This is a genomic window from Allobosea sp. CCNWLY174, from assembly GCF_037120455.1.
Lineage (GTDB): Bacteria > Pseudomonadota > Alphaproteobacteria > Rhizobiales > Beijerinckiaceae > Allobosea > Allobosea lupini.
Window position 1 is genome coordinate 339190 of record NZ_JBBBBQ010000001.1, and the last position, 25168, is coordinate 364357.

A 25168-nucleotide genomic window follows, 5' to 3' on the forward strand; every position below is an offset into this window, starting at 1 on the left:
CCTCAAATCTCGTAGTCGCCGACCGGCGGGCTTGGCCGCAGCGCCGGCGCGGCGTCGCGGAAGACAGGCGCGAGTGGCAATGGCGTCGACACCATGCGCTTTCCACCGGGCTCCTCAACCTGCCGGTCGAGCAGGCCGCGCGCGGTCAGCTGCGGATCTGCCAGCGCCTCGTCGAGCGTGCGCACCACGGTGCAGCAGCAGTCGAGCGGCTCGATCGTCGCCCGCCAATGAGTGGCCGGCTGACCGGCGATGATCGCGGCGATTGCGGCTCGCGTGGCTGCGGGATCATGCCGGTCGTCGCGGAGCTCTTTGGCGAGCCCGATGCCCTCGCAAAAACTCGTCCAGAACTTCTCCTCAAGCGCACCGACGGCGAGGAAACAGCCATCCTCCGTGGCATAGAGGCCATAGCGCGGGCTGGCGCCGGTGAGCAGCCCCTCCCCGCCATTGGGATAGCGGCCCGAGGCCCGCCCTTGTGCCAGCGCGTACCATGAGAAGGTGAGCATCGCGTCGGTCATGGCGATGTCGAGATGGCAGCCTTGGCCGGAGCGGTCGCGCTCGCGCAAGGCCAGCAGGATGTTGATCACCGCCGGCATGGCGCCGCCGGCAATGTCGGCGACTAGGGTCGGCGGCAGTGGTGCCTCGCGGCCCGGCGCGAGCGACTGGCCGAGCAGCCCGCCGATCGCCTGGTAGTTGATGTCGTGGCCAGCCTCGGCGGCGCGTGGGCCGTCCTGGCCGTAGCCGCTGATCGAGCAGTAGACCAGCCGCGGATTGAGCGCCTTCAGAGCCTCGTAGCCGAAGCCGAGCCGGGACATGACGCCCGGCCGGAACTGCTCGATCACGATGTCGGCTTGCCTTATCAGCGGTGTCAGCCGCTCCAGCGCACCGGGCGCCTTGAGATCGATGGCGAGGCTCCGCTTGCCGCGGTTCAGCGCGGCGAAGGGAGCGGAGGTCTCGCCGAATTGCGGCGGAAAGCGGCGCATGTCCTCGCCATCCGGCCGCTCGATCCGGATCACGCGCGCGCCCGCTTCGGCGAGGAAGAGACTCGCCAGAGGTCCGGGCAGCAGGGTCGAGAAGTCGAGGACGAGGAGGTCGGAGAGTGGCTGCATCGCTGGGCCCGGGAAGACAGGCCGTTCAGGCCGTCAGTGGAACAAATCTGCCGGCATCCTGCCCGTCTTCACCAGCCACAGGAAGCCCGTCAGCGTCACCGTCGAGACGATGGTTCCGACAAGGATGCAGGCCGAGGCACGCTCGATGCCGACGCGGTACTGCGTCGAGATCACGAAAATGTTCAGTGCCGGCGGCAGCGCCGCCATGATCACGGCGGCATAAACCCAGGGTGCCGAGAAGTCGCCAAGGCCGGATAGCAGCAGCCAGACCAGAAGCGGGTGCAGCAGCAGCTTGATGGCGACGAGCCAGGGCAGCTCGCTCGGCATCTGCCGGATCGGCTGCAATGCAACGGTCACGCCGAGCAGGAAGAGCGCGCAGGGGGCGGCGGCCTGCGAGAGCCAGAGCGTCATCTTGTCGATCGCGGTCGGCAATTCGAGCTTGAGAAAGGCCGCGAGCACGCCGGCGACGGTGGCGACGTTGAAAGGATGGGTCACGACCCGCCGGATCACCTCGCCCGCCGTCGCGGCGAAGCTGCGCTTCTCGACGCCGGCCAGGGCCATCAGGAACGGAATTAGCGAGAACAGCAGCAGGTTGTCGAAAACGAAGATCAGGACGACCGGGGCGCTGGCGACGGGCCCTAGCGCCGCCAGGATCAGCGGCGGGCCCATATAGCCGATATTGGAATAGGAGCCGGCGACGCCCTGCATCACCGCCTGCGGCATGTCGCCATGGGTATGGCGCCAGCCAAGCGCGAAGGAGAGCACGAAGGCGCAGAAGGTCGCGAGCGTCGTCACCGCGACGAAACGCCAGTTGGTCAAATCGCTCAGGGGCTTGTCGGCGATCAGCCGGTAGAACAGGCAAGGTAGCGCGACATAGATCAGGAAGAACTGCATCCAGGCGAGCCCCTCGCCCGGCAGGCGCTTGTAGCGGCCGATCAGGAAGCCGAGCAGGATCAACCCAAAGAAGGGTGCGACCAGATTGAACAGGCTGGCGATGTCGGCCATGCGGCACTCTCGAGCGCCGACGATGGCGGCTGCGCCGCCTTATAGGATGGCCGCCGGCGCCTGAGAACCCGCAGGGGCGCACATCCCTGCGCCGGTCGCGAAATGCCGTTGCGGTGAGCCCGCTGCCCGAGTTCCGCCCCCTCGTTTCATGCAACTAAAAATTGCAGCTTTCGACAAAGCTGGAAGCGATCGGGTAACACATTTCTGCCATGTTCCCCGAATGGCTCATGGAAAAGGCGATGATGAGCAGCTCTCAAGCGGCAGCAGGTAGCTCGGTGTCCGGGGCAGTCTGGCGATCTTCGATCACGTCTCCGGTCTTCTGGATCGTGGCATTCCTGGTGATGGTGATCCTGGGGCTCGCACTGCCGATCCGCCTGCCGCTGGGGCCGAACTACTGGGATACCGACATCTATCTCGACGCCGCCCAGCGCATCCGGCAGGGCCAAATCCCCAATATCGACTTCTTCACCTCGATCGGTCCGCTCGGCTTCTATCTCACCGCGGGGATCAAGGCGCTGTTCCCGCAGGCCCAGCCGGCCCTGCTAGCCAACTGGGCGATCGTGCCGATCTCGCTGCCGATCGCCGCGCTGATCGCCTGGGACATCGACGCGCGCTCGCGCAAGCTTTCGCTGGCGATCGTCATTCCGTTCCTGTTCCTGACTTCGCTTCCGATCAACCTCCATAGCCTCTACCCGTCGCCCGGCTTTGATGGCTTCGGGTACTACAACCGCCATGTCGCCCTGCTGCTCTATCTGCTGCTGGCGGCACTCCTCTTCGTCGAGAGCCGGATCCTGCTGACGACGCTCGTCGCGGTGCTGATGGTCGCGCTGTTCCTGGTCAAGGTCACGGGCCCGGTATCGGGCGCCGCCCTCGTCGGCTATGCGGTCCTGGCCGGGCGCATGCGCCTTCGCGATGCGTCGATCGCCGCCGGCGCGGTCATAGCGTGCCTGGGCGCGATCGAGCTCGCGACGGGCGTGGTCTATGCCTATGTCGAGGACATCATCGACCTCGCCCTGCTCAACTCCGCCTCGTTCCTGCGGCGTTTCCTGACGCTGGGCTCGATCAAGTTCAATGTGATAGCGCCCTGCCTGGCGCTGATCGGCGTCCTTGCCTACATGGCGCGAAGAGACAGGCTGTCGCCGGCAAGCCTGCTGATCTCGCCGCTGGGCTGGCTCAGCGCAAGCCTCTTCGCCCTCGTCCTAGGCGAGACGCAGAACAGCGGATCGCTCGAGTTCATCGGGCTCTGGCCGGTGTTGATCCTGATCCTCAAGGACCATTCTCACAGGTTCGGCGACCCGTTGCGCCCATGGGTGCTGGTGCTCGTCATGGCGGTGTCGCTGCCGAGCGCCGTGATTTTCCTGGAGCGGGGCGCGCGGGCGCTGATCGCTGCGCCGCGCTACCAGGCGCTGGCGGTGCCGGATGTCGGACCGCTCGGCCGCGTCAGCCTCAAGCCTGAACTCGCACAGCGGGCGATCGCCCAGATCGAGCACTATCCGAAATACAAGGAGGCCTATGAGGACCTCGCCCGCCAGGGCCTGCTGCCGTCGGCGACCTTGTTCTCGGAGATCGATCACCAGGCGACCTGGCTGCTCGAAGTGCAGCAGGGGCTCGATGCGATCAAGCGCTGGGAGGCGGCGAATCGTCGCCAGCTGAACGGCTTCTTCGCACTCGATTTCGTCAGCCCGTTCAACCATCTGCTCGGTCGCGCCGCGCCGCAGCACGTTGCGCTCGGCATCGATACCGAGCGCACCAATCCGAAGGTCACGCGCGAGATGCTGGAGGCCCTGCGCGACATCGACGCGATCATGCGGCCCAAATGCCCCTACGAGGTCAAGCGGGCGGCGATCTGGAAGCAGTTCGCGCAGGCTCTGGAGGGCCGCCAGCTCGTCGCGCTGTCGCCCTGCTGGGACATGTATCTGAGGAAGTAGCCTACCCGGAGCGCCGAGAGGACGTATGCCAAGCGGCGTTGCGATGCCTATAGCGCTGGCGGGAATGGCGCGGTCTACGGGAGTCGAACCCGTCTCCCCAGCGTGAAAGGCTGGTGTCCTAACCGATAGACGAAGACCGCGGGCCTGAGCGCGAAGCGCTCTTGCGAGGCGGGGCGAGCTATAGTGTCCCGGCGAAGCTTGGGCAACCCCGTTGTCAGGGTTTTTCGCATTCGCTCACAGCGGCCGGGCCAGATCCACCACGCGCACCTCGGCCCGTTCGCTGCCGCCCCAGCGGTTCAGCGTCAATGTGCCGGCCAGATGCACGCTCTCGCCGCGTGCCGCCAGCAGCGCCTGGCCGAGCGGCTCGCGCGCGGCGCGGAAGGCGATTCCCCCGATGGTGGCGCCATCGCCCGCCCGCAGCTTGATGCGCAGATGCCCGCCGGCGCCGACCTCGATCACCTCCGTCAGGCGGTGCGCCGGCAGCACGAAGACCGGCTCCGGGCAGCCGGCGCCGAACGGTCCGGCCCGGTCGATCTCGGCGAGCAGGCGCGGATTGGCGCCGCCGGCGCTGATCGCCGCGTCGATCAGCAGGGCCTCGGCCTCGCGCGAGCCGGCGACGCCGCCGGCCAGCCTCTCGCTGACGAAATTGGCGAAGGCGCCCTCCTGTCCTGGCGCCAGCGTCACGCCCGCCGCCATGGCATGGCCACCGCCCTTGACCGCAAGGCCGGCCTCGACCGCCTGGCGCACGGCCGAGCCGAGATCGACGCCGGCGATCGAACGGCCCGAGCCGGTCGCGCCGCCATTGGCATTGCGCGCCAGCGCGAAGGCCGGCCGGTTGAACCGTTCCTTCAGGCGGCCCGCGATCAGTCCGACGATGCCAGGATGCCAATCGGCCGAACCGACGACCAGCACCGGATGCGAAGCGGCATCCTCGAAGCGGTGCTCGACCTCGGCCACCGCTTCCTCGACCGCAGCCCGCTCGATCTCCTGACGCTCCTGGTTGAGCCGGTTGAGCTCGGCGGCGATCGTGCGCGCCTCGACCTCGTCGCGGGTCAGAAGCAAGCGGGCGCCGAGAGCGGCGTCGCCGATGCGCCCGCCGGCATTGATGCGCGGCCCGAGCAGGAATCCGAGATGCCAGGCCTGCACGGGGCCATCGAGCCCGGCGACGTCGAGCAGCGCCGCGAGGCCGGGGCGCTGGCGCAGTCGCATCACGGCGATGCCCTGGCGCACGAAGGCTCGGTTGAGGCCGATCAGCGGCACGACATCGGCGACCGTCGCCAGCCCGACAAGATCGAGCGCCGCGAGCAGATCGGGCTCACCGCCCCTCGCCTGCCAGGCGCCGCGCCGACGCAGTTCGCGATTGGTCGCGACGAGCGCCAGGAAGACGACGCCGGCGGCACAGAGATGGCCCAGGCCGGAGAGATCGTCCTGCCGGTTGGGATTGACCAGCGCCTGGACCTCGGGGAGCAGTTCGGGCGCCTGGTGATGGTCGAGCACGACGGTGTCGAGGCCGAGCCGTGCCGCCTGCTGCAGGGGCTCGTGGCTGGTGGTGCCGCAGTCGACGGTGACGAGCAGCGTCGCGCCCTCGCCGGCCAGCATCGTGATCGCCTCGGCATTGGGGCCATAGCCCTCGATCAGCCGATCGGGGATATGGATGCGCGGCTTTGCTCCGGCCTCGGCGAGAAAACCGGCGAGCAGGGCCGCCGAGCAGGCGCCGTCGACATCGTAGTCGCCGAAGATCGCGACTTTCTCGCCGGATATCGCCGCCTGCGCGAGCCGCTGTGCGGCGCGGTCCATGTCGCGCAGCACGGACGGGTCCGGCAGCAGGTCGCGCAGCTTCGGCTCGAGATGGCGCAGCGCCTCGCTGGAGGCGACGCCGCGGCCGGCGAGGACGCGCGCCAGCGTGTCGGGCACGCCTTCGACCTGCGCCAGCGCCTCGGCCTGCGCGAGGCCCGCGGGATCGAGGCGATTGCGCCAGGGGCGTCCGAGGGCGGAGTGCCCGACACCGAGGAACAGGCGATTCTGGCCGAGGGTCATGCGCCACCGCTGGCGCAGCGGCGCGGCTTCGTCAATCGGCAGAGCATCACTCGAGCGGCTTCTGATCCTCGATCGCCTGCGCCGTGACCTTGCGGGCGCTCACCGGAGCGTGGCCGGAGACCTCTGCACCGGCATCGGGCTTCAGCCTGATCATCCACAATGCCGATGAGGCCGAGATCAGGCCGACGAGGGCGAAGGCTGGCCAGAAATCGCCTGCGCCCAGCGCCTTGCCGCCATTGTAGAGATTGGCGGCCTCCAGCGCGAAGGCGCCGACGGTGATGCCGAGGCTCAGGGACAATTGCTGGGCGACGCTGGAGAAGCTGGTCGCGCTCGACATGTCGCGGTTCGAGACGTCGGCATAGCTCAGCGCATTGATGCCGGTGAACTGCAGCGAGCGGAAGCAGCCGCCGACGAAGAGCACGCCAAGCATGAGCCAGTGCGGTGTCGTCGGCGTGAACAGGCCTGAAGCCGCCAGGAAGGCCGAGCCGATCAACGCGTTGAACGTCAACACGCCGCGAAAGCCGAAGCGGGCGAGGATCGTCTTCGCCAGCGTCTTCATCACGAGGGCGCCGGCCGCCGAAGCGAAGGTGATCAGGCCAGATTGCAGTGCGTCGAGCCCGAAGCCGAGCTGCAGCATCAAAGGCAGCAGGAAGGGGATCGCGCCGATGCCGACGCGAAATATCGAGCCGCCGAGGACGCCGATCCGATAGGTCGGAATGCGCAGCAGCGAGAGATTGAGCACCGGATAAGCCAGCCGGCGGGCATGGAACCAGTAGATGACCAGCGCCACGATGCCGAACGCCACGCAGCCATAGGAGACGGCAACGGGCACGAGATGGCGCCCACCGGTTGCGAGGCCGAGCATCAGCGCGGCGAAGCCCGTCGATGACAACAGGAAGCCGGTGATGTCGAGCGGGGCGACGTCCTCCTCGCGGATATCCTCGAAGAACATTGTCGCGAGCGCGATGCCGAGCAGGCCGATCGGCAGGTTGATGAAGAAGATCCAGCGCCAGTCGAAATAGGTCGTGATGAAGCCGCCGACCACCGGGCCGACGACCGGGCCGACCAGCGCCGGCACCGTTAGATAGGCCAGCGCGCTGACGAGTTCGGACTTCTCGACGCTGCGCAGGATGACGAGCCGGCCGACCGGTACCATCATCGCTCCGCCCATGCCCTGGATGAAGCGCGCGCCGACGAAGGCACCGAGCGAGTTCGAGAAGGCGCAAAGCACCGAGCCGAACATGAAGATGCCGAGCGCCGTCCTGAAGATGGTGCGGGCTCCGAACTTGTCGGCCATCCAGCCGGAGATCGGGATGAAGACGGCGAGGCTGACGAGGTAGGACGTCAGCGCCAGCTTGAGCGCGATCGGATCCTCGCCGAGCGATTTGGCGATCACCGGCAGCGAGGTCGCGATCACCGTCGAGTCGGTGTTCTCCATGAACAACGCGCAGGCGACGATGAGAGGCAGGAGCTTGGCGCGCTGCAAGGTATCGAACTTTCGGATTTTTCGCCGCCCGCTGCCCTTTAATGCGGCTCTATCCGGCTGGCGAGGGCCAATAGGGGCTTGGTGACGAGGATTGGATCCGGTGCATGGCGAGGGGACTGTGGCTATTCAAGGAAAGTCGGCTTCCGATCTGCTCTCACGTCGTCACAAGGACGTGAGAGCGGCCCCGTTATGCGTTTGCGACAAGGCGATCCGGCTCAACCATACCTATCTCTTGGGTTGAAGGGGCGATGGTTTCGCTTACGCCGACGCGGCCGGTCCGCGGGCAAGAGGTGTCCTATGATCAACTCCACCCACCACGCAGTCCGCTCGCTCACCGTGACCGCTTTGCGTCACGGTGCCGCTGTCGCTTTGCTGGCCGGCGCCGCGTTCTTCAGCGCTGGCCAGGCGCCGGCCTTGGCCCAGTCGACCAGCTGGGAAGACGGCTGCGCGATGCGCGTCGTCACCCCGGGTTCGGGCGATGCGCTGCGGAACTACAACTGCGCCCGTCAGAAGGAATGCCAGCAGATGGCGAACGCCAAAGGCGGCATGATGATGGGCATGGGCTGTTTCGGCGTCGAGCCGAAGGCGGCCGGGCCGGCAGCGCAGCAGGCTGGCCGGACACGCCCGGCGCAGCAGCAATAGGCTCGGCCCCATCTGGGCTCTAAGCGGTCCGGCCGTCCGGCCGGGACCGCTCAGACAGTTTTTGTCACAACGCCCCTAGCGGGCCGGTCACACGCGTGATATCGGGCCTCGTCAACTCGGCTTAGGGCATATCCGCCCTGCCCCTTTTTCAGTGCCGGCCGCACCGGCCCCGGAGTTGACGATGGCGACGATCACTGACGGCCTCATTCGCGACGGTTTCACCTTCGACGACGTGCTGCTCGAGCCCGGCCCGTCCGAGGTGATGCCTGGCGATGTCGACATCTCGACCAAGCTCACCAAGACGATCTCGCTCAACCTGCCGATCATCGCCTCGGCGATGGATACGGTCACCGAGGCGAAGATGGCGATCGCCATGGCGCAGGCCGGCGGCCTCGGCGTCGTGCATCGCAATCTCGACCCCGAACAGCAGGCCGACCAGGTCCGCCTCGTCAAGAAGTTCGAATCCGGGATGATCGCCAACCCGATCACGATCCATCCCGACGAGACACTGGCCGACGCGTTGACGCTGATGCGCAACAACGGCATTTCCGGCATCCCGGTCGTCGAGCGCGGGCCTCAGGGGCACAACGGCAAGCTGGTCGGCATCCTGACCAATCGCGACGTGCGCTTTGCCGCCAATCCGGAACAGCCCGTCTCGGAGCTGATGACCAAGGACCGCCTCATCACGGTTCGCGAGGGCGTCGCGCAGGATGAAGCCCGCCGACTGCTGCATCAGTTCCGCATCGAGAAGCTGCTGGTGGTCGACGATCACTACCGCTGCATCGGCCTGATCACCGTCAAGGACATGGAGAAGCAGGTCACGCATCCCAATGCCGCCAAGGACAGCCGGGGCCGGCTCCTGGTCGCGGCAGCGACGACGACCGGCGACCTCGGATTCGAGCGCTCCGAGATGCTGATAGATGCCGGCGTCGATCTCATCGTCGTCGACACCGCCCATGGCCACTCGGCCAAGGTGCTGGAGGCGGTGACGCGGGTGAAGAAGCTCTCCAATGCCGTCCAGGTCATCGCCGGCAACGTCGCTACCGCCGGCGGCGCTCAGGCGCTGATCGATGCCGGCGCCGACGCGATCAAGGTCGGCATCGGCCCCGGATCGATCTGCACCACCCGTATCGTCGCCGGCGTCGGCGTGCCGCAGCTCACTGCGGTGATGGATGCGGCCTCGGCGGGGCAGAAGGCCGGCATCCCGATCATCGCCGATGGCGGCATCAAGTATTCGGGCGACCTCGCCAAGGCGCTCGCGGCCGGTGCTGCCTGCGCCATGGTCGGCTCGCTGCTTGCCGGCACCGACGAGACACCGGGCGAGACCTTCCTGTACCAGGGGCGCTCCTACAAGGCGTATCGCGGCATGGGCTCGGTCGGTGCGATGGCGCGCGGCTCGGCCGACCGCTATTTCCAGCAGGACATCAAGGATGCGCTGAAGCTGGTGCCTGAGGGCATCGAGGGCCAGGTCGCCTATAAGGGCCCGGTCTCGGGTGTGCTGCATCAGCTCGCCGGCGGCCTGCGCGCCGCGATGGGCTATGTCGGCGGCCGCGACCTCGAAGACTATCGCAACAAGGCCCGCTTCATCCGCATCACCAGCGCCGGCCTGCGCGAGAGCCATGTCCATGACGTGACGATCGTGCGCGAAAGCCCGAACTATCCGACGCGCTCCTGATCTCGGATCGCCTCACGGCGATCTGTCCTTTTTCGATCGGGCATCAGATACTTCCGGAGCGTGGACCCAGTTGTCGGTCCGCCGCTCCGCGAAGAGGACGACATGACGCTCAAGCTTATCTATCCGGCGCTGGCCCAGATTTTCTGGAGCTTCGTCGTCCTCGTCATCATGTTCCAGCGCCGCAAGCGGGCCTTCGCCAATCGCGAGGTCGGGCTCGCCGATATCGCGGTCTCGACCGAGCGTTATCCTGACTCCGCGCGACTGGCCGCGGCCAATTTCAGTAATCAGTTCGAGACTCCGGTCCTGTTCTTCGCGCTGATCCTGATCGCGATCCATGTCGGCGCGACCGGCTACGTCATGGCAGCGCTGGCCTGGGCTTATGTCGCGACACGTGTCGTCCATACATTGGTTCACACTGGAACCAACAGCCTGAAGCAGCGTGCACTCATCTTTGCTGCTGGCATTGCTTGCCTGTTCTTCATGTGGGTTGGTATCGTGGTTGCTGTTCTCTGAACAGCTTTTGCTTGTCGCACGCAAGACGTGTGCGGCCGATTTCGACCGGCCGAATTGTCGTCCTGTCACCTCGTCGCTACAGCGCTCAATAAACCGTGTTAGACACTTGCGTCGAAACCGGGCCGTCTTCATGCTAAATTCTTGCGGTGAGGACAATGGGGGGAGCGACCGTCCGAATTTGCCGGATACGGCGTTCCCGTGGCGCAAGGCTTTCTATGGCAGTGCTGACTTTCGGGCGTGTGGCTCTGTTCTCGGCCGCGGGCGTGCTCGCCGCGGGCGCGTTTCTTCATTACACTGGGCGCCCCGTTCCCTGGCCACTCGATCAGGTTCCTTACGGCAAGGTGATCCCCGGCCCGGCCAAGCCCGCCGCCACCGCATCAGCCCCCGCAGCGGGCGGCAACAACCGCTGGGGCCAGGCCAACCGGCCGCCGGTGACGATCGTCACCGCAAAGGTGGAGCGCCGGCCGATGCCGGTGCGGATCGATGCGATCGGCACCGTCCAGGCGATCTCGACCGTCAACATCCGCTCGCGCGTCGACAGCCAGATCATGGCGGTCGAATTCCGCGATGGCGCCATGGTCAACAAGGGAGACGTGCTGTTCCGGCTGGATTCACGCCAGCTCGAGGCGCAGCTCCGTCAGGCCGAGGCGAATGTCGCGCGCGACAAGGCCTCGCTGATTGCGGCCGAATCCGATCTGCGGCGGGCCGAAGAGCTCTCGCGGCGCGAGATCGCCACCGACGCACGGCTCGATACCGCCCGCACGGCCGTGAGCACGCTGCGCGCCGCCATCCGCGGCGGCGAGGCGGCTGTCGACAGCCTGCGCGTCCAGCTCAGCTATTACACGATCAGCGCGCCGGTTTCGGGCCGCGTCGGCGTCGCCGCCCTCAAGGAAGGCAACATCGCCAAGAGCGGCGACAGCTCGGCGATGCTCGCGACGATCAACCAGATCGACCCGATCTATGTCAGCTTCGCCGTGGCGCAGCGCTATCTGCCGGAGATCCGCGAGGCGATGCAGGCGAAGACGGCGGTCGTCCAGGCGAGCCAGCAGGGCGTCGGCAGGACCATCGAGGGTACGATCGCGGTGATCGACAATGCGGTCGATGCGACGACCGGCACGATCCAGATCCGCGCCAGCTTCGACAATCCCGCCGAGACGCTCTGGCCGGGCGCGCTCGGCCAGGTCAGGCTGACGCTGCGGACCGAGCCCGATGCCGTCACCGTGCCGCGTGAGGCCGTCCAGACCGGGCAGAACGGCTCCTATGTCTTCGTGATCGAGAACAATGTCGCCCGCGCCCGGCCGATCGTCGTCGCGCGCAATGTCGATGACCGCGCCGTCATCGCCTCGGGCCTGACCGGCGACGAGACCGTGGCGATCGACGGGCAACTGCTGCTGACAGAAGGCGCGCGCACCATCGAGCGCGGCCGCGGCGGCCAGAGCCCGCCGGCGCCCAATCTCACCTCCCAGCGGGGGAGCGCCGGCTGATGAACCTGCCCGAGCTCTGCATCCGTCGCCCGGTCATGACGACCCTCCTGATGGCGACGTTCCTGATCTTCGGGCTGTTCGCCTTCAAGCAGCTGCCGGTCGCGGCACTGCCCCGGGTCGATTTCCCGACCATCAATGTCAGCGCCCGCCTGCCGGGTGCGAGCCCCGAAACGATGGCCTCCTCGGTCGCGGCGCCGCTCGAGCGCGAATTCGCCTCGATCTCCGGCATCACCTCGATGTCGTCGGTCTCACAGCAGGGCTCGACCTCGATCACGCTTCAGTTCGACCTCAACCGCAACATCGACGGCGCCGCGCTCGACGTGCAGGCGGCGCTCAGCGCGACGGTGCGGCGCCTGCCGCCCGAGCTCCCTGCCCCGCCGAGCTTCAGGAAGGTCAACCCGGCAGACCAGCCGGTATTGTTCATGGTGCTGACCTCGGCGACCAAGCCGCTCTACGAGGTCCATGAATTCGGCGAGAACATCCTGCAGCAGCAGATCTCGCAATTGCCCGGCGTCGCTCAGGTCAACATCTTCGGCGCGCAGAAATACGCCGTGCGAGTGCGGGTGAATCCCGACGCCGTCTCGGCCCGCGGCCTCTCTCTTGCCGAAGTCCGCACCGCCATCGCTGCGGCGAATTCCAACTCTCCGGTCGGCACGCTGAATGGCTCCAACCAGCGCCTGACGCTCGGCGCCACCGGCCAGATGGAACGCGCCGGCGAGTATGGCAACCTGATCATCTCGCAGAAGAATGGCATCCCGATCCGCCTCAACGACGTCGCGCAGATCTATGATTCCGTTGAGAACGACCAGACCGGCAGCTGGTACAACGGCCAGCGCTCGATCATGCTCGCGGTCTACCGCCAGTCGGACGCCAACACCGTCCAGGTCGTCGACAGCATCAAGGACAAGCTCGACGCCTATCGGGCGCAATTGCCCGCAGCGATCGAACTGCACGTCCTGAACGACCGTTCGATCCCGATCCGCGAGGCGGTCGAGGACGTCGAGGTCTCGCTGATGATCGCGATCGCCCTCGTCATCATGGTGATCTTCCTGTTCCTGAAGAGCTTCGCCGCAACGGTGATCCCGACGCTGGCGCTGCCGATCTCCCTGGTCGGCACCTTCGCGATCATGTTTGCGCTGGGCTATTCGCTCGACAACATCTCGCTGCTGGCGCTGACGCTTGCGGTCGGCTTCGTCGTCGACGACGCCATCGTCATGCTGGAGAACATCATCCGGCATATCGAAATGGGCAAGAAGCCGTTCCAGGCGGCGCTCGACGGCTCGCGCGAGATCGGCTTCACCATCCTGTCGATCACCATCTCGCTCGTCGCCGTCTTCATCCCGGTCTTCTTCATGGGCGGCGTGGTCGGCAAGGTCTTCGCCGAATTCGCCGGCACGATCGCCGCGGCGATCATCGTCTCCGGCTTCGTCTCGCTGACGTTGACGCCGATGCTGTGCGCCCGCTTCCTCAAGGCGCACGACCATCACAAGAAGCCGAACATCGTCGAGCGTGTGTTCGAAGCCGGCTTCCAGGGCATGCTCGGCGCCTATCGCTGGACGCTCGACCTCGTGCTGAGGGCGCGCTTCCTGATGCTGCTGGTGACGCTCGGCACGGTCTATGTCTCGGTCCAGCTCTATATGGACGTGCCCAAGGGCTTCTTCCCGACCGAGGATACCGGCCTCCTGCGCGGCTCGACCGAAGGCCCGCCCGATACCTCGTTCGAGGCGATGGCGGCGCGCCAGATCCGTCTCGCCGAGATCGTGAAGGCCGATCCCGCGATCGACTACCTGACCTCGAATATCGGCGGCTTCAACGCCACCAATAACGGCTTCATGTTTATCGCGCTGAAGCCGAAGGAGCAGCGCGACAAGGCCGAGGTCGTGATCGCGCGCCTGCGCCGGGCCGTCTCGGAGGTGCCGGGCATCACCGCGGTGTTCCAGCAGGTCCAGAACATCAACCTCAACGCCGGCCGTTCCTCGCGGGCGCAGTATCTCTATTCGCTGCAGGGGCCCGACCTTGGCGCGCTCTTCAATTACGCGCCACTGATGCAGCAGCGCCTGGCGCAGCTGCCGCAATTGCGCGACGCCAATATCGACCTGCAACTGCGCAACCCGCAGCTCTCGATCGACATCGATCGCGAGCGCGCCGCCAGCCTGGGCATCTCCAGCGACCAGATCCGCCAGGCGCTCGGCAACGCCTTCGGCTCGCGCCAGATCGCGACGATCTTCACGCCAGCGACCGACTACCAGGTGATCATGGAGGCCGAGCGCGCCTACCAGCAGGACCCGGCGGTGCTGTCGCGCCTGATGCTCAAGGCCGCCAACGGCCAGAACGTGCCGCTCGAGGCGGTGGCGACGATCAAGCCAAGCGTCGGGCCGCTCGCAGTCAACCGGATCTCGCAGCAGCCGGCGGTGACGATCTCGTTCAACACGGCACCTGGCGTCTCGCTCGGCGATGCCGTCAACGCGATCCGCGCCGCCGAGCGCGACATCAACCTGCCCGCCTCGATCGTCACCAGCTTCGCCGGCTCGGCCCAGCTCTTCCAGGATGCGCTGAAGGGCCAGGGCCTGCTGATCTTCGCGGCGATCCTGGTGATCTACATCATCCTCGGCATTCTCTACGAGAGCTTCATCCACCCGATCACGATCCTGTCCGGCCTGCCCTCGGCGGGCCTGGGCGCCCTCCTCGCCCTGCAGTATTTCCACATGGACCTGTCAGTGATCGCGATCATCGGCATCCTGATGCTGGTCGGCATCGTCAAGAAGAACGCGATCATGATGGTCGACTTCGCGATCGAGCGCCGCAAGATGGGTGACGACGCGCTGACTGCCATCCGTGATGCCGCGCTGGTGCGCTTCCGGCCGATCATGATGACGAGCTTCGCGGCGATCTTCGGCGTGCTGCCGATCGCGCTCGGCCATGGCGCCGGAGCGGAACTGCGCCAGCCGCTCGGCATCGCCGTGGTCGGTGGCCTCGTCGTCTCGCAGCTGCTGACGCTCTACATCACGCCGGTCGTCTATTTCTATCTCGACAAGGTCGACAGCTTCATCTCCGGCCGCGGTCGCGGCGAGCGGGAGGAAGCGGCCTCGGTGCCGGGCGCGATCCCGGTCGCGATCCCGCAGGCGGTGCATCGCCAGCCGGATTGAGGCATCCGGCTCCGGCCGCCGGTCGCTTCAGACCGGCAGACCCTATTCCAGCGATCTGCGCATTAACGATGACGCCGGCTTTGCGGTGACGGCTGCTGCGCGGCCGTTGAGTCTTAACGAAAAGTAAACTAAGCCAATCCTGCGGCGGACAATGAACTAGCGAGCGGTGGAGAGATCGCGGTGCTTCGTGTCCGTAATGTCGATTGCCTGCGTTCCGATCCTGTCCCGCCGACCGGTTCCAGTTCCTCGACGAAGGTGAATTCCGTCTCGCGTGGCCGCAGCGGTGGCTTGCGCATGGTCGCCATGGCCGGCGTCGGGCTCGCGCTCGGCGCGAGTGGCACGGTCCTGACCGTCTCGCTGGTCCAGGCCGAGGACGACGCCGGAATCCGCGCCTTTTATCGCGAGGAAGCTACCCGCCGGGCCGAACGCGTGCCGGCTCGGGCCGCCTACGCCTCCGTTCCCGTGTCGGCTTATGCCCCGGCCCGCCACACCTGGTCCGTGCCCTTCTTCCAGCAGGCACGCCCGGATGGGCGTCTTGCACCGCCGCCGGTCGAGCTCAATCCGTTCAAGCCGGTCCGTGCTGCAGCCAGGCAGGTGCAGCAGAAGCCGAAGCTGCCGCCGATCCGCTACGACACCGTGTCCGGCGCGGCCGATGTGACGCGGACCATCTGCGTGCGCCTCTGCGACGGCTTCCAGACGCCGATCGGCCATCTGCGCAGCCAGTCCGATCTCAGGGCGCATGAGGCGCTCTGCCAGGCCGCCAACCCCGGCGTGCCGGTCAAGGTCTTCAAGGTCGCGGCCGGCGCCGCGACGATCGACGACGCCGTGGCGAACGACGGCAAGACCTATCGCCAGCTGCCGATGGCCTATGCCTATGAGCGCGGCGCCGATCCAGCCTGCCGGCCTGCCATCGCAACGGCGAAGGATCGCCGCGTCTCGCTGCTGCGCGACTTCACCTTGCGTCCGGGCGACAGCATCGTGCTCGACGGACGGGTGCGGACCTTCACCGGCGGCAAATGGCCCTACAACACCGCCGATTTCCGCGATTTCCGCGGCGCGCCCGACCTGACGGCCAGCGACCGTCGCCAGATCGACGAGAAGGTCGGCGTCTCGCATCGGGAAGCGCAGGTCCGCGCCTTGCGCCGGCAGATGCGGGTGCGCGAGGCCAGCCTGCACGATGACAGCTATGCCAGCGACGCCGATACGCTCGGCCTGCGTGGCGTGCTCACCCCCCGCGATCCGATTGCGAATCCGGCGCGCGTCGTGCTGCAGACGCCATTTTCGCGCAACTGAGCGGTCTTAAGTTTATTATCCTAGGATTTCTGCCCTAGGATAATTCACCCAAAGCCTGCCGAAAGACCGATGGACGGCGCGGCGACCTTCCGGCACATTCGCTGCATCGCAGCATGGAGCCGAGCATGACGACCAAGACGCCGCGCCAGTTCTTCCGCCCGCTGGCGATCGGCGCGCCCGAGCCCTATCGCGAGCTGCCGCTGCGGCTGGAGCGGATGATCCATTTCGTGCCGCCGCACCTCGAGAAGGTCCGCGCCAAGGTTCCCGAGCTCGCCGGCCAGGTCGACATCGTGCTCGGCAACCTCGAGGATGCGATTCCGGTCGAGGCGAAGCAGGCGGCGCGCGACGGATTCATCGAGCTTGCCAAAGCGACCGATTTTGGCGCGACCGGCCTGTGGACCCGCGTCAATGCGCTGAACTCGCCCTGGTTTCTCGACGACATCGCCGCGATCATGGCTGAGATCGGCGGCAAGCTCGACGTCGTCATGGTGCCGAAGGTCGAGGGCCCCTGGGACATCCATTATGTCGACCAGCTGCTGGCGCAGTACGAGGCGCGCCATGCCCTGCCCAAGCCGATCCTGATCCACGCCATCCTGGAGACGGCCGAGGGCGTGAAGAACGTCGATGCGATCGCCACCGCCTCCCCGCGCATGCATGGCATGAGCCTGGGCCCGGCGGACCTCGCCGCCTCGCGCGCCATGAAGACGACGCGCGTCGGCGGCGGCCATCCCGAATACAAGGTCATCGCCGACCCCACGCCCGATGGCGGCCCGCGCGCCGTGGCGCAGCAGGATCTTTGGCATTACACCCTGGCGAAGATGGTCGACGCCTGCGCCTCGGCCGGCCTGAAGCCCTTCTACGGCCCGTTCGGCGACTTCTCGGACGGAGCCGCCTGCGAGGCGCAGTTCCGCAACGCCTTCCTGCTCGGCTGCGCCGGCGCCTGGACGCTGCATCCCTCGCAGATCGAGATCGCCAAGCGCGTCTTCAGCCCCGATCCGGACGAGGTTTCCTTCGCCAGACGCATCCTGGAAGCAATGCCGGACGGCTCAGGCGCGGTGATGATCGACGGCAAGATGCAGGACGACGCGACCTGGAAGCAGGCCAAGGTCATTGTCGACCTGGCGCGGCAGGTTGCGGCCCGCGATCCGGCGCTGGCGGCGCGCTACGGCTTCTGAAAGAGCGCTGCCGCGACATCGACGGATATTGACGCATTTGCGACGTAATCCTACGTCAAGCGCAGGGTTACGGCGACACCGGCTGTGACGGGCCGGCCTGGGGCTGAACGAGGGTCATGGAATCACGCACGGCGAAATTCCGCATCGGCGACGTTGTACGCCATCGCGTCTATCCGTTCCGCGGCGTGATCTTCGACGTCGATCCGGTGTTCTCGAACTCGGACGAATGGTGGCTGGCGATTCCGGAGCATCTGCGCCCGTCCAAGGACCAGCCCTTCTATCACCTCTTCGCCGAGAACGAGGAAACCGAGTACGTCGCCTATGTCTCGGAACAAAATCTCGTGATCGACGAGTCGGGCCAGCCGATCCGTCATCCGCAGGCGCGCGAATATTTCCGGCGCGACCGCAAGGGCAAGTATCGACTCGACAAGGCCGAGCTGAACTGAGTTGCCGAGTTTCCAATAGACGTGCTGCGTGCTGACGAAGGGGTGGTTTCGTGAGCACCAGCCATGCCGACATCGTCATTCTTGGCGGTGGCCATAATGGCCTCGTCTGCGCCTTCTATCTGGCCAAAGCCGGGCTGAAGGTCATCGTGCTGGAGCGGCGCGCCGTGGTCGGCGGCGCGGCGGTCACCGAGGAATTCCATCCCGGCTTCCGCAATTCCACGGCGAGCTACACGGTCAGCCTGCTCAATCCGCGCATCATCGCGGATATGGAGCTGGCACGGCACGGGCTGCGCATCGTCGAGCGGCGCATGGCGAACTTCCTGCCGCTGCCGGATGGGCGCTATCTCGCTGCCGGCGAGGGGCGCACGGAAGCGGAGGTGGCGAAATTCTCCGCCCGCGACGCGGAGCGGCTATCGACCTATGGCGCGCGGCTGGAACAGATCGCCGCGATCCTGCGCGATCTCGTGCTGCAGGCGCCGCCCAATCTCGGGGATGGCGGCTGGCTGGCGGCGCTGCCGCAGATGCTGGACGCGGCCGCGCTCGGGCGGCGCATCGCCGGGCTCGACCAGTCCGGACGGCGCGATCTCCTCGACCTCTTCACCAAATCGGCCGGCGACTGGCTCGACGGCTGGTTCGAGAGCGATCCGGTCAAGGCGCTGTTCGGCTTCGACAGCGTGGTCGGCAACTATGCCAGCCCCTATACGCCCGGCTCGGCCTATGTGCTGCTGCATCACGTCTTCGGAGAGGTCAACGGCAAGCGCGGCGCCTGGGGCCATGCGTTCGGCGGCATGGGCGCGATCACGCAGGCCATGGCGCGGGCCTGCGCCGAACAGGGCGTCGAGATCAGGCTGGAGACGCTGGTCGCTCAGGTTCTGACCGAAAAAGGCTGCGCCGTCGGTGCCGTGACCGAACAGGGCGATGTGGTGCGGGCGCGCGCCGTGGTGTCCAACCTGCATCCGCGCCTGCTGTTCGAGCGGCTCGTCGATCCGGCGATCGTTGCCGCCGACTTCGGCGAGCGCATCCGCCGCTATGCCTCGGGCTCTGGCACCTTCCGGATGAACCTGGCGTTGTCGGAACTGCCCCGCTTCACCTGCCTGCCGGAACCGGGCGACCACCTCACCGCCGGAATCATCATCGCGCCCTCGCTCGCCTATATGGACCGCGCGCATGCGCAGGCGCGGCTGTCGGGCTGGTCGAGCGAGCCGATCGTCGAGATGCTGATCCCGTCGACGCTGGACGATGGCCTCGCCCCGCCCGGTCGCCATGTCGCCAGCCTGTTCTGCCAGCATGTTGCGCCACAGCTGCCGGACGGTGGGAGCTGGGATGCGCATCGCGACGCGGTGGCCGATCTGATGATCGACACCGTGGACCGCTACGCCCCGGGGTTCCGGGCTTCCGTCATCGGCCGGCTGGCTTTGGCGCCGAGCGATCTGGAGGCGCGCTTCGGATTGGTGAGCGGCGACATCTTCCATGGCCGCCTGACGCTCGACCAGCTCTTCAGCGCCCGCCCGGTGCTCGGCCACGCCGATTATCGCATGCCGGTGCCGGGCCTCTATCTCTGCGGCTCGGGCGCCCATCCGGGCGGCGGCGTCACCGGCGCGCCGGGGCACAATGCGGCCCGCTCCGTGCTCGCCGACCTGAAGCCCCGGCGTTTCAGACTGCGGCCAGTGCAACCGTGACCGGCCTCCTCAGGAGTTGCTGCCGACGCGTTCAGCCTGAGGGAAACGGGCGCCGAAGGCCCCTTCCCGCTCGGGCGGCAATCTCACCAGCAGGCTGAGCGCGCCGTCCTCCGCATCCTCGCGCTCGAGGATCTCGCCATTGGCGTGCAGCCAGGCCAGGGACTTGCCGTCGCCCGGTTCCAGCGTGAGCCGATAGACCGGGCGCGTGCGGGCGATGCGCCGCTCGATCGCGTCGGTCAGCCTTTCCATGCCCTCGCCGGTCAAGGCGGAGACCAGCACCGGCCGCGAGGCTCCGGGCTTGAGCTCGGTCAACGCCGCCTGGCGCTCGCGCTCGTCGCCCGAGAGCAGATCGGCCTTGTTCCAGACCTCGATGACGCGCTCGCCGTCCTCCGGGTCGATGCCGAGATCGCGCAGGATGCCCTGGACATCGGCGGCCTGGGCCTGCGTGTCCTCATGCGAAACGTCGCGGACATGCAGCAGCACATCAGCCTCGATCGCATCTTCAAGCGTTGCACGGAAAGCCGCGACGAGCTGCGTCGGCAGGTCGGAGATGAAGCCGACCGTGTCGGAGAGCATGATCCTGGCGCCATGGGGCAGCTTCAGCGCCCGCGCCGTCGGGTCGAGCGTGGCGAAAAGCATGTCCTGCGCCAGAACTTCGGCCGAGGTCAGCCGGTTGAACAGCGTCGACTTGCCGGCATTGGTGTAGCCGACCAGCGCGACGACCGGATAGGGCACGCGCTTGCGGCTGGCGCGATGCAGCGAGCGCGTGCGTTTCACGCTGTCGAGCTCGCGCTCGATCTTGGTCATCCGCTCCTGGATGATGCGCCGGTCGGCCTCGATCTGGGTCTCACCGGGTCCGCCGAGGAAGCCGAAGCCGCCGCGCTGGCGCTCTAGGTGGGTCCAGGACCTGACCAGGCGGCTCTTCTGATAGTTGAGATGGGCGAGCTCGACCTGCAGCGCGCCTTCGCGCGTGCGGGCGCGCCGGCCGAAGATCTCGAGGATCAGGCCAGTGCGGTCGATCACCTTGCAGCCGAAGGCCTTTTCGAGATTGCGCTGCTGCACCGGCGACAGGGCGCAGTCCATCACGACGAGGCCGATTTCCTCGATCTTGACGCGCTCGGCCAGTTCCTCGACCTTGCCCTTGCCGAGATAGGTTGCTGGCCGCAGCGCCGTCAGGACCACGGGGATCGCCTCGACAATCTGGAGGTCGATGGCGCTAGCGAGGCCGAACGCCTCGTCCAGCCGCGCTGCATGGCTGCGCTGGTTCTCGTCGCCCGCAGCGGCCCGGCTGGCGGCATGGCGCGCCAGGTAAGGACCGATCACAAAGGCGCGAGTGTCAGCGGCCAAGGCATGCTCGGCCGCATCGATCGAGATCCCGATTGCGCTTCCGCTGCCCGTCGTCGCGCCGCCGGCCTTGCCGCCCACGGTCAGGCCTTGTCCGTGTCCTCGGGCTCGAACAACTGGACCGGATGGCCTGGCATGATGGTCGAGATCGCATGCTTGTAGACGAGCTGCGAATGCCCGTCGCGACGCAGGAGAACGCAGAAATTATCGAACCAGGTGACCACGCCCTGCAGTTTGACGCCGTTCACGAGAAAGATGGTCAGCGGAATCTTCTGTTTGCGGACGTGGTTGAGGAAGGTGTCCTGGAGATTTTGAGCCCGTTCGGCGGCCATGGGTAATCCCTGTTGTTGGGATCGCAATCGGCTTGCCCTTGCGATCCAGATCGTTCCGTTCGGCTTCGGCGCCAATCGCCGGGCCGTCGGAACACCGACGCTTCATTAGATCGTGACCCGGCGAGAACGCGCAAGGGTTGCGGAACGTCAATTTCGGCCAACCGCCTTGCGTGCGGCGCAACACGACGGTTGGATTTCAGCCCACTCCAAGCGATTTCAGCTTACGGTGCAGGGCTGAACGCTCCATGCCGATGAACTCCGCCGTGCGCGAGATGTTGCCGGAGAAACGGGCGATCTGCGCCATCAGATATTCGCGCTCGAAGATCTCGCGGGCATCGCGCAGCGGCAGGCTCATCAGCTTCTCGCCGCCCGAGCCGGAGGGCGTCGTCGGCACCATGGCGCCGACCTCGGCCGGCAGCATGTCGACGGTGATCTCCGCCGTGGGCTCGCCCTTGGTCAGGATCATCAGCCGCTCGACGTTGTTGCGCAGCTCGCGGACATTGCCCGGCCATTCATGCGATTGCAGGATCGCCATGGCGTCGCCGCCGATCCGGCGCTTGGGCAGGCCGGTCGCGACCGAGATCTGGTCCATGAAGAACTCGATCAGCTCGGGAACGTCCTCGCGCCGCTCAGACAAGGCCGGCACGCGGATCGGCACCACGCCGAGCCGGTGATACAGGTCCTCGCGCAATTGACCGTCGGCGATCAGCTTGGCGAGGTCGCGGCTGCTCGACGAGATGATCCTGACGTCGACATGAACGCGGGTCGCGCCGCCGACACGCTGGAAGTTCTGATCGACCAGGACGCGCAGGATGCGGTTCTGAGTCTCGCGCGGCATGTCGCCGATCTCGTCGATGTAGAGCGTGCCGCCATGCGCTTCCTCGAGCGCGCCGACCCGGCGCGAGCGCCCGTCGCCGCCCTCGATGCCGAACAGCTCCTCCTCCATCGTCTCGGGCGTAATCGTCGCGGCGTTGATCACCACGAAGGGGCCGGCCGAGCGGGTCGAGGCGTCGTGCAGGGTGCGCGCGGTCAGCTCCTTGCCGCAGCCCGGCTCGCCCGTGATCAGCACGCGGGCATTGGTCGGCGCGACGCGCTCCAGCGTCTGGCGCAACTGGTTGACCGCGGTCGAGCGGCCGACGATACGGCTGGCCTGGACCGAGCGCGTCTTGAGCTCGCGGACCTCGCGGCGCAGGCGCGAGGCCTCCAGCGCCCGCTCGGCGACGAGAACGAGCCGGTCGGCCTTGAACGGCTTCTCGATGAAGTCGTAGGCGCCGCTCTTAATTGCCGAGACGGCTGTCTCGATGTTGCCGTGCCCGGAGATCATCACCACCGCGAGGTCGGGATGGCTCTCCTTGATCAGCTCCAGCACCTGCAACCCGTCGAGCCGGCTGCCTTGGAGCCAGATGTCGAGGAAGACGAGATTGGGGCGCCGTGCCGCGATCGCGGCCAGCGCCTCGTCGGCGGAGCCCGCCTTGCGCGTCCGATAGCCCTCGTCCTCCAGGAGGCCGGCCACCAGTTCGCGAATATCGACCTCGTCGTCGACGACGAGAATGTCAGCACTCATGCCTTCGTCCCGTTTACTTGTCGTGCGGCGGAATTCGCCGGGTGATTGCGTGCTTCTGGCCTGTCTTCGTCGGCCGGCGGCGGTCCGGTCTCGATGAACCAGAGCCTGATCCGGGCGCCGCGGGCGCCGTCGGGGCGGTCGAGCAGTTCGATGCCGCCGCCATGATCCTCGAGGATCTTGCCGACGATGGCGAGGCCGAGCCCGGTACCGCCGTCGCGGGTCGTCATGTAGGGCTCGAGCAGCTTCTGGCGCTGGTCGGCCGGCAAGCCCTTGCCGTTGTCGAGGATGTCGATGACGATCCGCCCGTCCTGTGTCCGTTCGAAACTGATCTCGATGCGGCCCTTGCCGCGCTCCTCGGCTGGCACCGCCTGGATCGCCTCGGTCGCGTTCTTGATGACGTTGGTCAGGGCTTGCGAGATCAGGCGCCGGTCGAAATGGGCCAGGACCGGCGCCTCCGGCAGGTTGTCGGTGATGTCGATCTCGGGATTGCCGACCCGCATCAGGAAGGTGACCTGCCTTGCCGTCTCGATGATGTCGTCCCGTGCCGGCGAGGGTTTGGGCATGCGGGCGAAGGATGAGAACTCGTCGACCATGCGGCGAATGTCCTCGACCTGGCGCACGATCGTCGCCGTGCACTGGTCGAAGATCTCCTTGTCGTCGACGATGACGCGGCCGAACTTGCGCCGGATCCGCTCGGCCGAGAGCTGGATCGGCGTCAGCGGGTTCTTGATCTCATGGGCGATGCGGCGGGCGACGTCGGCCCAGGCGGCTGTGCGCTGCGCCGAGACGAGATCGGTAATGTCGTCGAGCGTCACGACCAGCCCGGCACCAGCCCCCTCGCCTTCGCGCGTCGCGCGGATGTTGAGCATGCGCTCGCGGCCGCCACGGGTGATCGCTGCCTGGCTGGAGCTCAGGCGCTGGCGATTGCTCAGTGCCTCGGAGACGAAGCCGGCGATCTCGGGAACGACGCGCGCGACGGGTTCGCCGAGCAGCCGGCCGCCGGAGCCGAGCAAGGTCTCGGCCGAGCGGTTGCTGAGGGTGATGTGCCCGTCCTCGTCGATGCCGAGCACGCCCGAAGAGACGCCGGAGAGCACCGTCTCGGTGAAGCGCCTGCGTCGGTCGATCACTTCGCTTGCCGTGACCAGCCCATCGCGCTGGCGGCGCAGTTCGGCGGTCATCTTGTTGAAGGTTTCGCCGAGATGGGCGAGATCCCCCTCCGCTCGTCGTATCGGCACCTGGACGTAGAAATTGCCGCTGGAGACCTGGTCGGTCGCGTGGATCATCCGCCGAATCGGGGCGACCAGACCGTTGGCGAAGTTGAGGCCGAGCCAGATCGCCGAGAGCAGCAGGATCACCGAGATCAACGCATACATCGAGGCAAAAGCGATCTGCACGCCCTTTCGGCGCGCATCAATGCCGAGATATTCGACCGCGGCACCACGGGCGACGGCCGGGAACTCGACTGCAAGCGGATCGACCTCGCGGGCGACATAGAGGAAGGCGCCGTCATAGGTCGGCAGCTTCATCAGCGCACCGAAGACCCGCCCCTCCGACGGTAATACGCAGATCGGCTCCGGCGAGCTCTGCGCATCTTCGAATGCGTCGGCATTCGGTTTGTGAGGGTCGCGCAGCACGTCGATATTGGCGCGGACGACGACGGTGTCCGGCGGCTTCATGATCCAGACCACCGGCAGGCCGAGCGCCGTGGCCCGCGCCGTCAGAAAGGTCTCGAACCAGCGTCGATCAGCGTCGTAGGCGGTTTTCGCCCGCCCGAGATCGTCGGCGAGCAACCTGATCTCGCGGCCGAGCGAACGGCATTGGCCGGTCGTGTAGGCGTCGGCGACCTCGACGGATTTGAAGATCACGTCGCGCATCCGGTCGGAGAACCAGGGCTCGAGACCGCGCTCCAGCGTCGCCGTCGCGATGATCGCGACGAGAATCGCCGGCAGGGCGGCGACGATGCTGAACAGGCTGACGATCCGCACATGCAGGCCGGCGGCGGCCACGCCCTTGCGCCTGGCGCGGATCAGAACCGCCGCCTCGAAGGCGACGATGATCAGCAGGAGCAGGATCAGCAGGCCGTTGATGATGAAGACGCCGACCACGACCTCGTGGACGGGTGCGACCGGCGTCGCGCCGGAGAGAACGAGGAAGGTGGTGAGCGCCGAGACCAGCGCGAACCCGACGACGAGCGCGCCGAGCCAGCCCGAGACCCGGCGTGGCGGGTCGTCGGTCCGGGGCGTCATGCGCATGTCGCCGGTCGAAGTGGTCAAGACGGAATCGGAGCTCCATTGCAGCGGCGGTCCGTCATCG

Annotated in this window: 18 protein-coding genes and 1 tRNA gene; 10 read left to right on the forward strand and 9 right to left on the reverse strand. The window is 66.8% G+C overall.

The features are described from left to right. Positions 1 to 2: 2 nt before the first annotated feature. Positions 3 to 1106 (reverse strand): CaiB/BaiF CoA transferase family protein, encoded by a 1104-nt coding sequence (locus V7S63_RS01640; RefSeq protein WP_336528992.1) that lies wholly within the window; start codon positions 1104 to 1106, stop codon positions 3 to 5. Positions 1107 to 1139: 33 nt separating this feature from the next. Continuing rightward, positions 1140 to 2111 (reverse strand): AEC family transporter, encoded by a 972-nt coding sequence (locus V7S63_RS01645; protein WP_336528993.1) that lies wholly within the window; start codon positions 2109 to 2111, stop codon positions 1140 to 1142. 326 nt (positions 2112 to 2437) lie between these two features. On the opposite strand from V7S63_RS01645, the gene V7S63_RS01650 reads away from it, so the two are divergent. Then, positions 2438 to 4039: a hypothetical protein gene (locus V7S63_RS01650; RefSeq protein WP_336528994.1), complete on the forward strand. Its 1602-nt coding sequence runs from the start codon at positions 2438 to 2440 to the stop codon at positions 4037 to 4039. Between the two features lie 65 nt (positions 4040 to 4104). On the opposite strand, the gene V7S63_RS01655 is transcribed toward V7S63_RS01650, so the two are convergent. From V7S63_RS01655 to V7S63_RS01665, 3 genes are all read right to left on the reverse strand, one after another. Continuing rightward, positions 4105 to 4179 (reverse strand) — tRNA-Glu (locus V7S63_RS01655). 94 nt (positions 4180 to 4273) lie between these two features. Next, positions 4274 to 6076: a single-stranded-DNA-specific exonuclease RecJ gene (gene recJ / locus V7S63_RS01660; RefSeq protein ID WP_336528995.1), complete on the reverse strand. Its 1803-nt coding sequence runs from the start codon at positions 6074 to 6076 to the stop codon at positions 4274 to 4276. A 46-nt stretch (positions 6077 to 6122) separates the two neighbouring features. After that, a complete protein-coding gene (locus V7S63_RS01665; protein WP_091829011.1) occupies positions 6123 to 7562 on the reverse strand; it encodes an MFS transporter in 1440 nt (479 codons plus the stop codon). Between the two features lie 297 nt (positions 7563 to 7859). Between V7S63_RS01665 and V7S63_RS01670 the strand changes: the two genes are divergently transcribed. The 9 genes from V7S63_RS01670 to V7S63_RS01710 all read left to right on the forward strand — a co-directional run bounded on the left by V7S63_RS01670 (position 7860) and on the right by V7S63_RS01710 (position 19615). Next, entirely contained in the window at positions 7860 to 8204 is a 345-nt protein-coding gene (locus V7S63_RS01670; RefSeq protein WP_336528996.1) for a hypothetical protein, read from the forward strand. A gap of 181 nt (positions 8205 to 8385) precedes the next feature. Next, the gene (gene guaB / locus V7S63_RS01675; protein ID WP_091829017.1) at positions 8386 to 9879 is read left to right on the forward strand and encodes an IMP dehydrogenase; all 1494 of its coding nucleotides are present in this window, start codon (positions 8386 to 8388) and stop codon (positions 9877 to 9879) included. Between the two features lie 60 nt (positions 9880 to 9939). Further along, positions 9940 to 10392, forward strand: coding sequence for an MAPEG family protein (locus V7S63_RS01680; protein ID WP_336528997.1), 453 nt, complete (start codon positions 9940 to 9942; stop codon positions 10390 to 10392). Between the two features lie 215 nt (positions 10393 to 10607). After that, complete coding sequence (locus V7S63_RS01685; protein WP_336528998.1) at positions 10608 to 11876, forward strand: efflux RND transporter periplasmic adaptor subunit; 1269 nt, start codon at positions 10608 to 10610, stop codon at positions 11874 to 11876. Next, positions 11876 to 15022 carry an efflux RND transporter permease subunit gene (locus V7S63_RS01690; RefSeq protein ID WP_336528999.1) on the forward strand — a complete coding sequence of 1049 codons (3147 nt, stop codon included), beginning with the start codon at positions 11876 to 11878 and terminating at the stop codon, positions 15020 to 15022. Before V7S63_RS01685 ends, V7S63_RS01690 begins: the two co-directional genes overlap by 1 nt. Positions 15023 to 15202: 180 nt before the next feature. Beyond that, positions 15203 to 16315 carry a DUF2865 domain-containing protein gene (locus V7S63_RS01695; RefSeq protein ID WP_336529000.1) on the forward strand — a complete coding sequence of 371 codons (1113 nt, stop codon included), beginning with the start codon at positions 15203 to 15205 and terminating at the stop codon, positions 16313 to 16315. A gap of 125 nt (positions 16316 to 16440) precedes the next feature. Continuing rightward, positions 16441 to 17490, forward strand: coding sequence for an HpcH/HpaI aldolase/citrate lyase family protein (locus V7S63_RS01700; protein WP_336529001.1), 1050 nt, complete (start codon positions 16441 to 16443; stop codon positions 17488 to 17490). A 116-nt stretch (positions 17491 to 17606) separates the two neighbouring features. Continuing rightward, positions 17607 to 17936, forward strand: coding sequence for a heat shock protein HspQ (hspQ, locus tag V7S63_RS01705; protein ID WP_091829030.1), 330 nt, complete (start codon positions 17607 to 17609; stop codon positions 17934 to 17936). Between the two features lie 50 nt (positions 17937 to 17986). Beyond that, positions 17987 to 19615, forward strand: coding sequence for a phytoene desaturase family protein (locus V7S63_RS01710; RefSeq protein WP_336529002.1), 1629 nt, complete (start codon positions 17987 to 17989; stop codon positions 19613 to 19615). Positions 19616 to 19624: 9 nt separating this feature from the next. Here V7S63_RS01710 and hflX read toward each other — a convergent pair whose 3' ends face one another. The 4 genes from hflX to V7S63_RS01730 form a co-directional block, all read right to left on the reverse strand. After that, positions 19625 to 20962: a GTPase HflX gene (gene hflX, locus V7S63_RS01715; protein WP_336529003.1), complete on the reverse strand. Its 1338-nt coding sequence runs from the start codon at positions 20960 to 20962 to the stop codon at positions 19625 to 19627. 80 nt (positions 20963 to 21042) lie between these two features. Beyond that, positions 21043 to 21291: an RNA chaperone Hfq gene (hfq, locus tag V7S63_RS01720; protein ID WP_057192822.1), complete on the reverse strand. Its 249-nt coding sequence runs from the start codon at positions 21289 to 21291 to the stop codon at positions 21043 to 21045. Between the two features lie 196 nt (positions 21292 to 21487). Next, positions 21488 to 22855: a nitrogen assimilation response regulator NtrX gene (gene ntrX / locus V7S63_RS01725; protein ID WP_091829035.1), complete on the reverse strand. Its 1368-nt coding sequence runs from the start codon at positions 22853 to 22855 to the stop codon at positions 21488 to 21490. Further along, complete coding sequence (locus V7S63_RS01730; protein ID WP_336529004.1) at positions 22852 to 25128, reverse strand: sensor histidine kinase NtrY-like; 2277 nt, start codon at positions 25126 to 25128, stop codon at positions 22852 to 22854. Before V7S63_RS01730 ends, ntrX begins: the two co-directional genes overlap by 4 nt. Positions 25129 to 25168: the final 40 nt, after the last annotated feature.

Coding starts and splice junctions, on each gene's coding strand:
- V7S63_RS01640 (WP_336528992.1), bottom strand. CDS start 1,106: ATGCAGCCACTCTCCGACCTCCTCGTCCTCGACTTCTCGACCCTGCTG.
- V7S63_RS01645 (WP_336528993.1), bottom strand. CDS start 2,111: ATGGCCGACATCGCCAGCCTGTTCAATCTGGTCGCACCCTTCTTTGGG.
- recJ (WP_336528995.1), bottom strand. CDS start 6,076: ATGACCCTCGGCCAGAATCGCCTGTTCCTCGGTGTCGGGCACTCCGCC.
- V7S63_RS01670 (WP_336528996.1), top strand. CDS start 7,860: ATGATCAACTCCACCCACCACGCAGTCCGCTCGCTCACCGTGACCGCT.
- guaB (WP_091829017.1), top strand. CDS start 8,386: ATGGCGACGATCACTGACGGCCTCATTCGCGACGGTTTCACCTTCGAC.
- V7S63_RS01685 (WP_336528998.1), top strand. CDS start 10,608: ATGGCAGTGCTGACTTTCGGGCGTGTGGCTCTGTTCTCGGCCGCGGGC.
- V7S63_RS01690 (WP_336528999.1), top strand. CDS start 11,876: ATGAACCTGCCCGAGCTCTGCATCCGTCGCCCGGTCATGACGACCCTC.
- V7S63_RS01700 (WP_336529001.1), top strand. CDS start 16,441: ATGACGACCAAGACGCCGCGCCAGTTCTTCCGCCCGCTGGCGATCGGC.
- hspQ (WP_091829030.1), top strand. CDS start 17,607: ATGGAATCACGCACGGCGAAATTCCGCATCGGCGACGTTGTACGCCAT.
- hfq (WP_057192822.1), bottom strand. CDS start 21,291: ATGGCCGCCGAACGGGCTCAAAATCTCCAGGACACCTTCCTCAACCAC.
- ntrX (WP_091829035.1), bottom strand. CDS start 22,855: ATGAGTGCTGACATTCTCGTCGTCGACGACGAGGTCGATATTCGCGAA.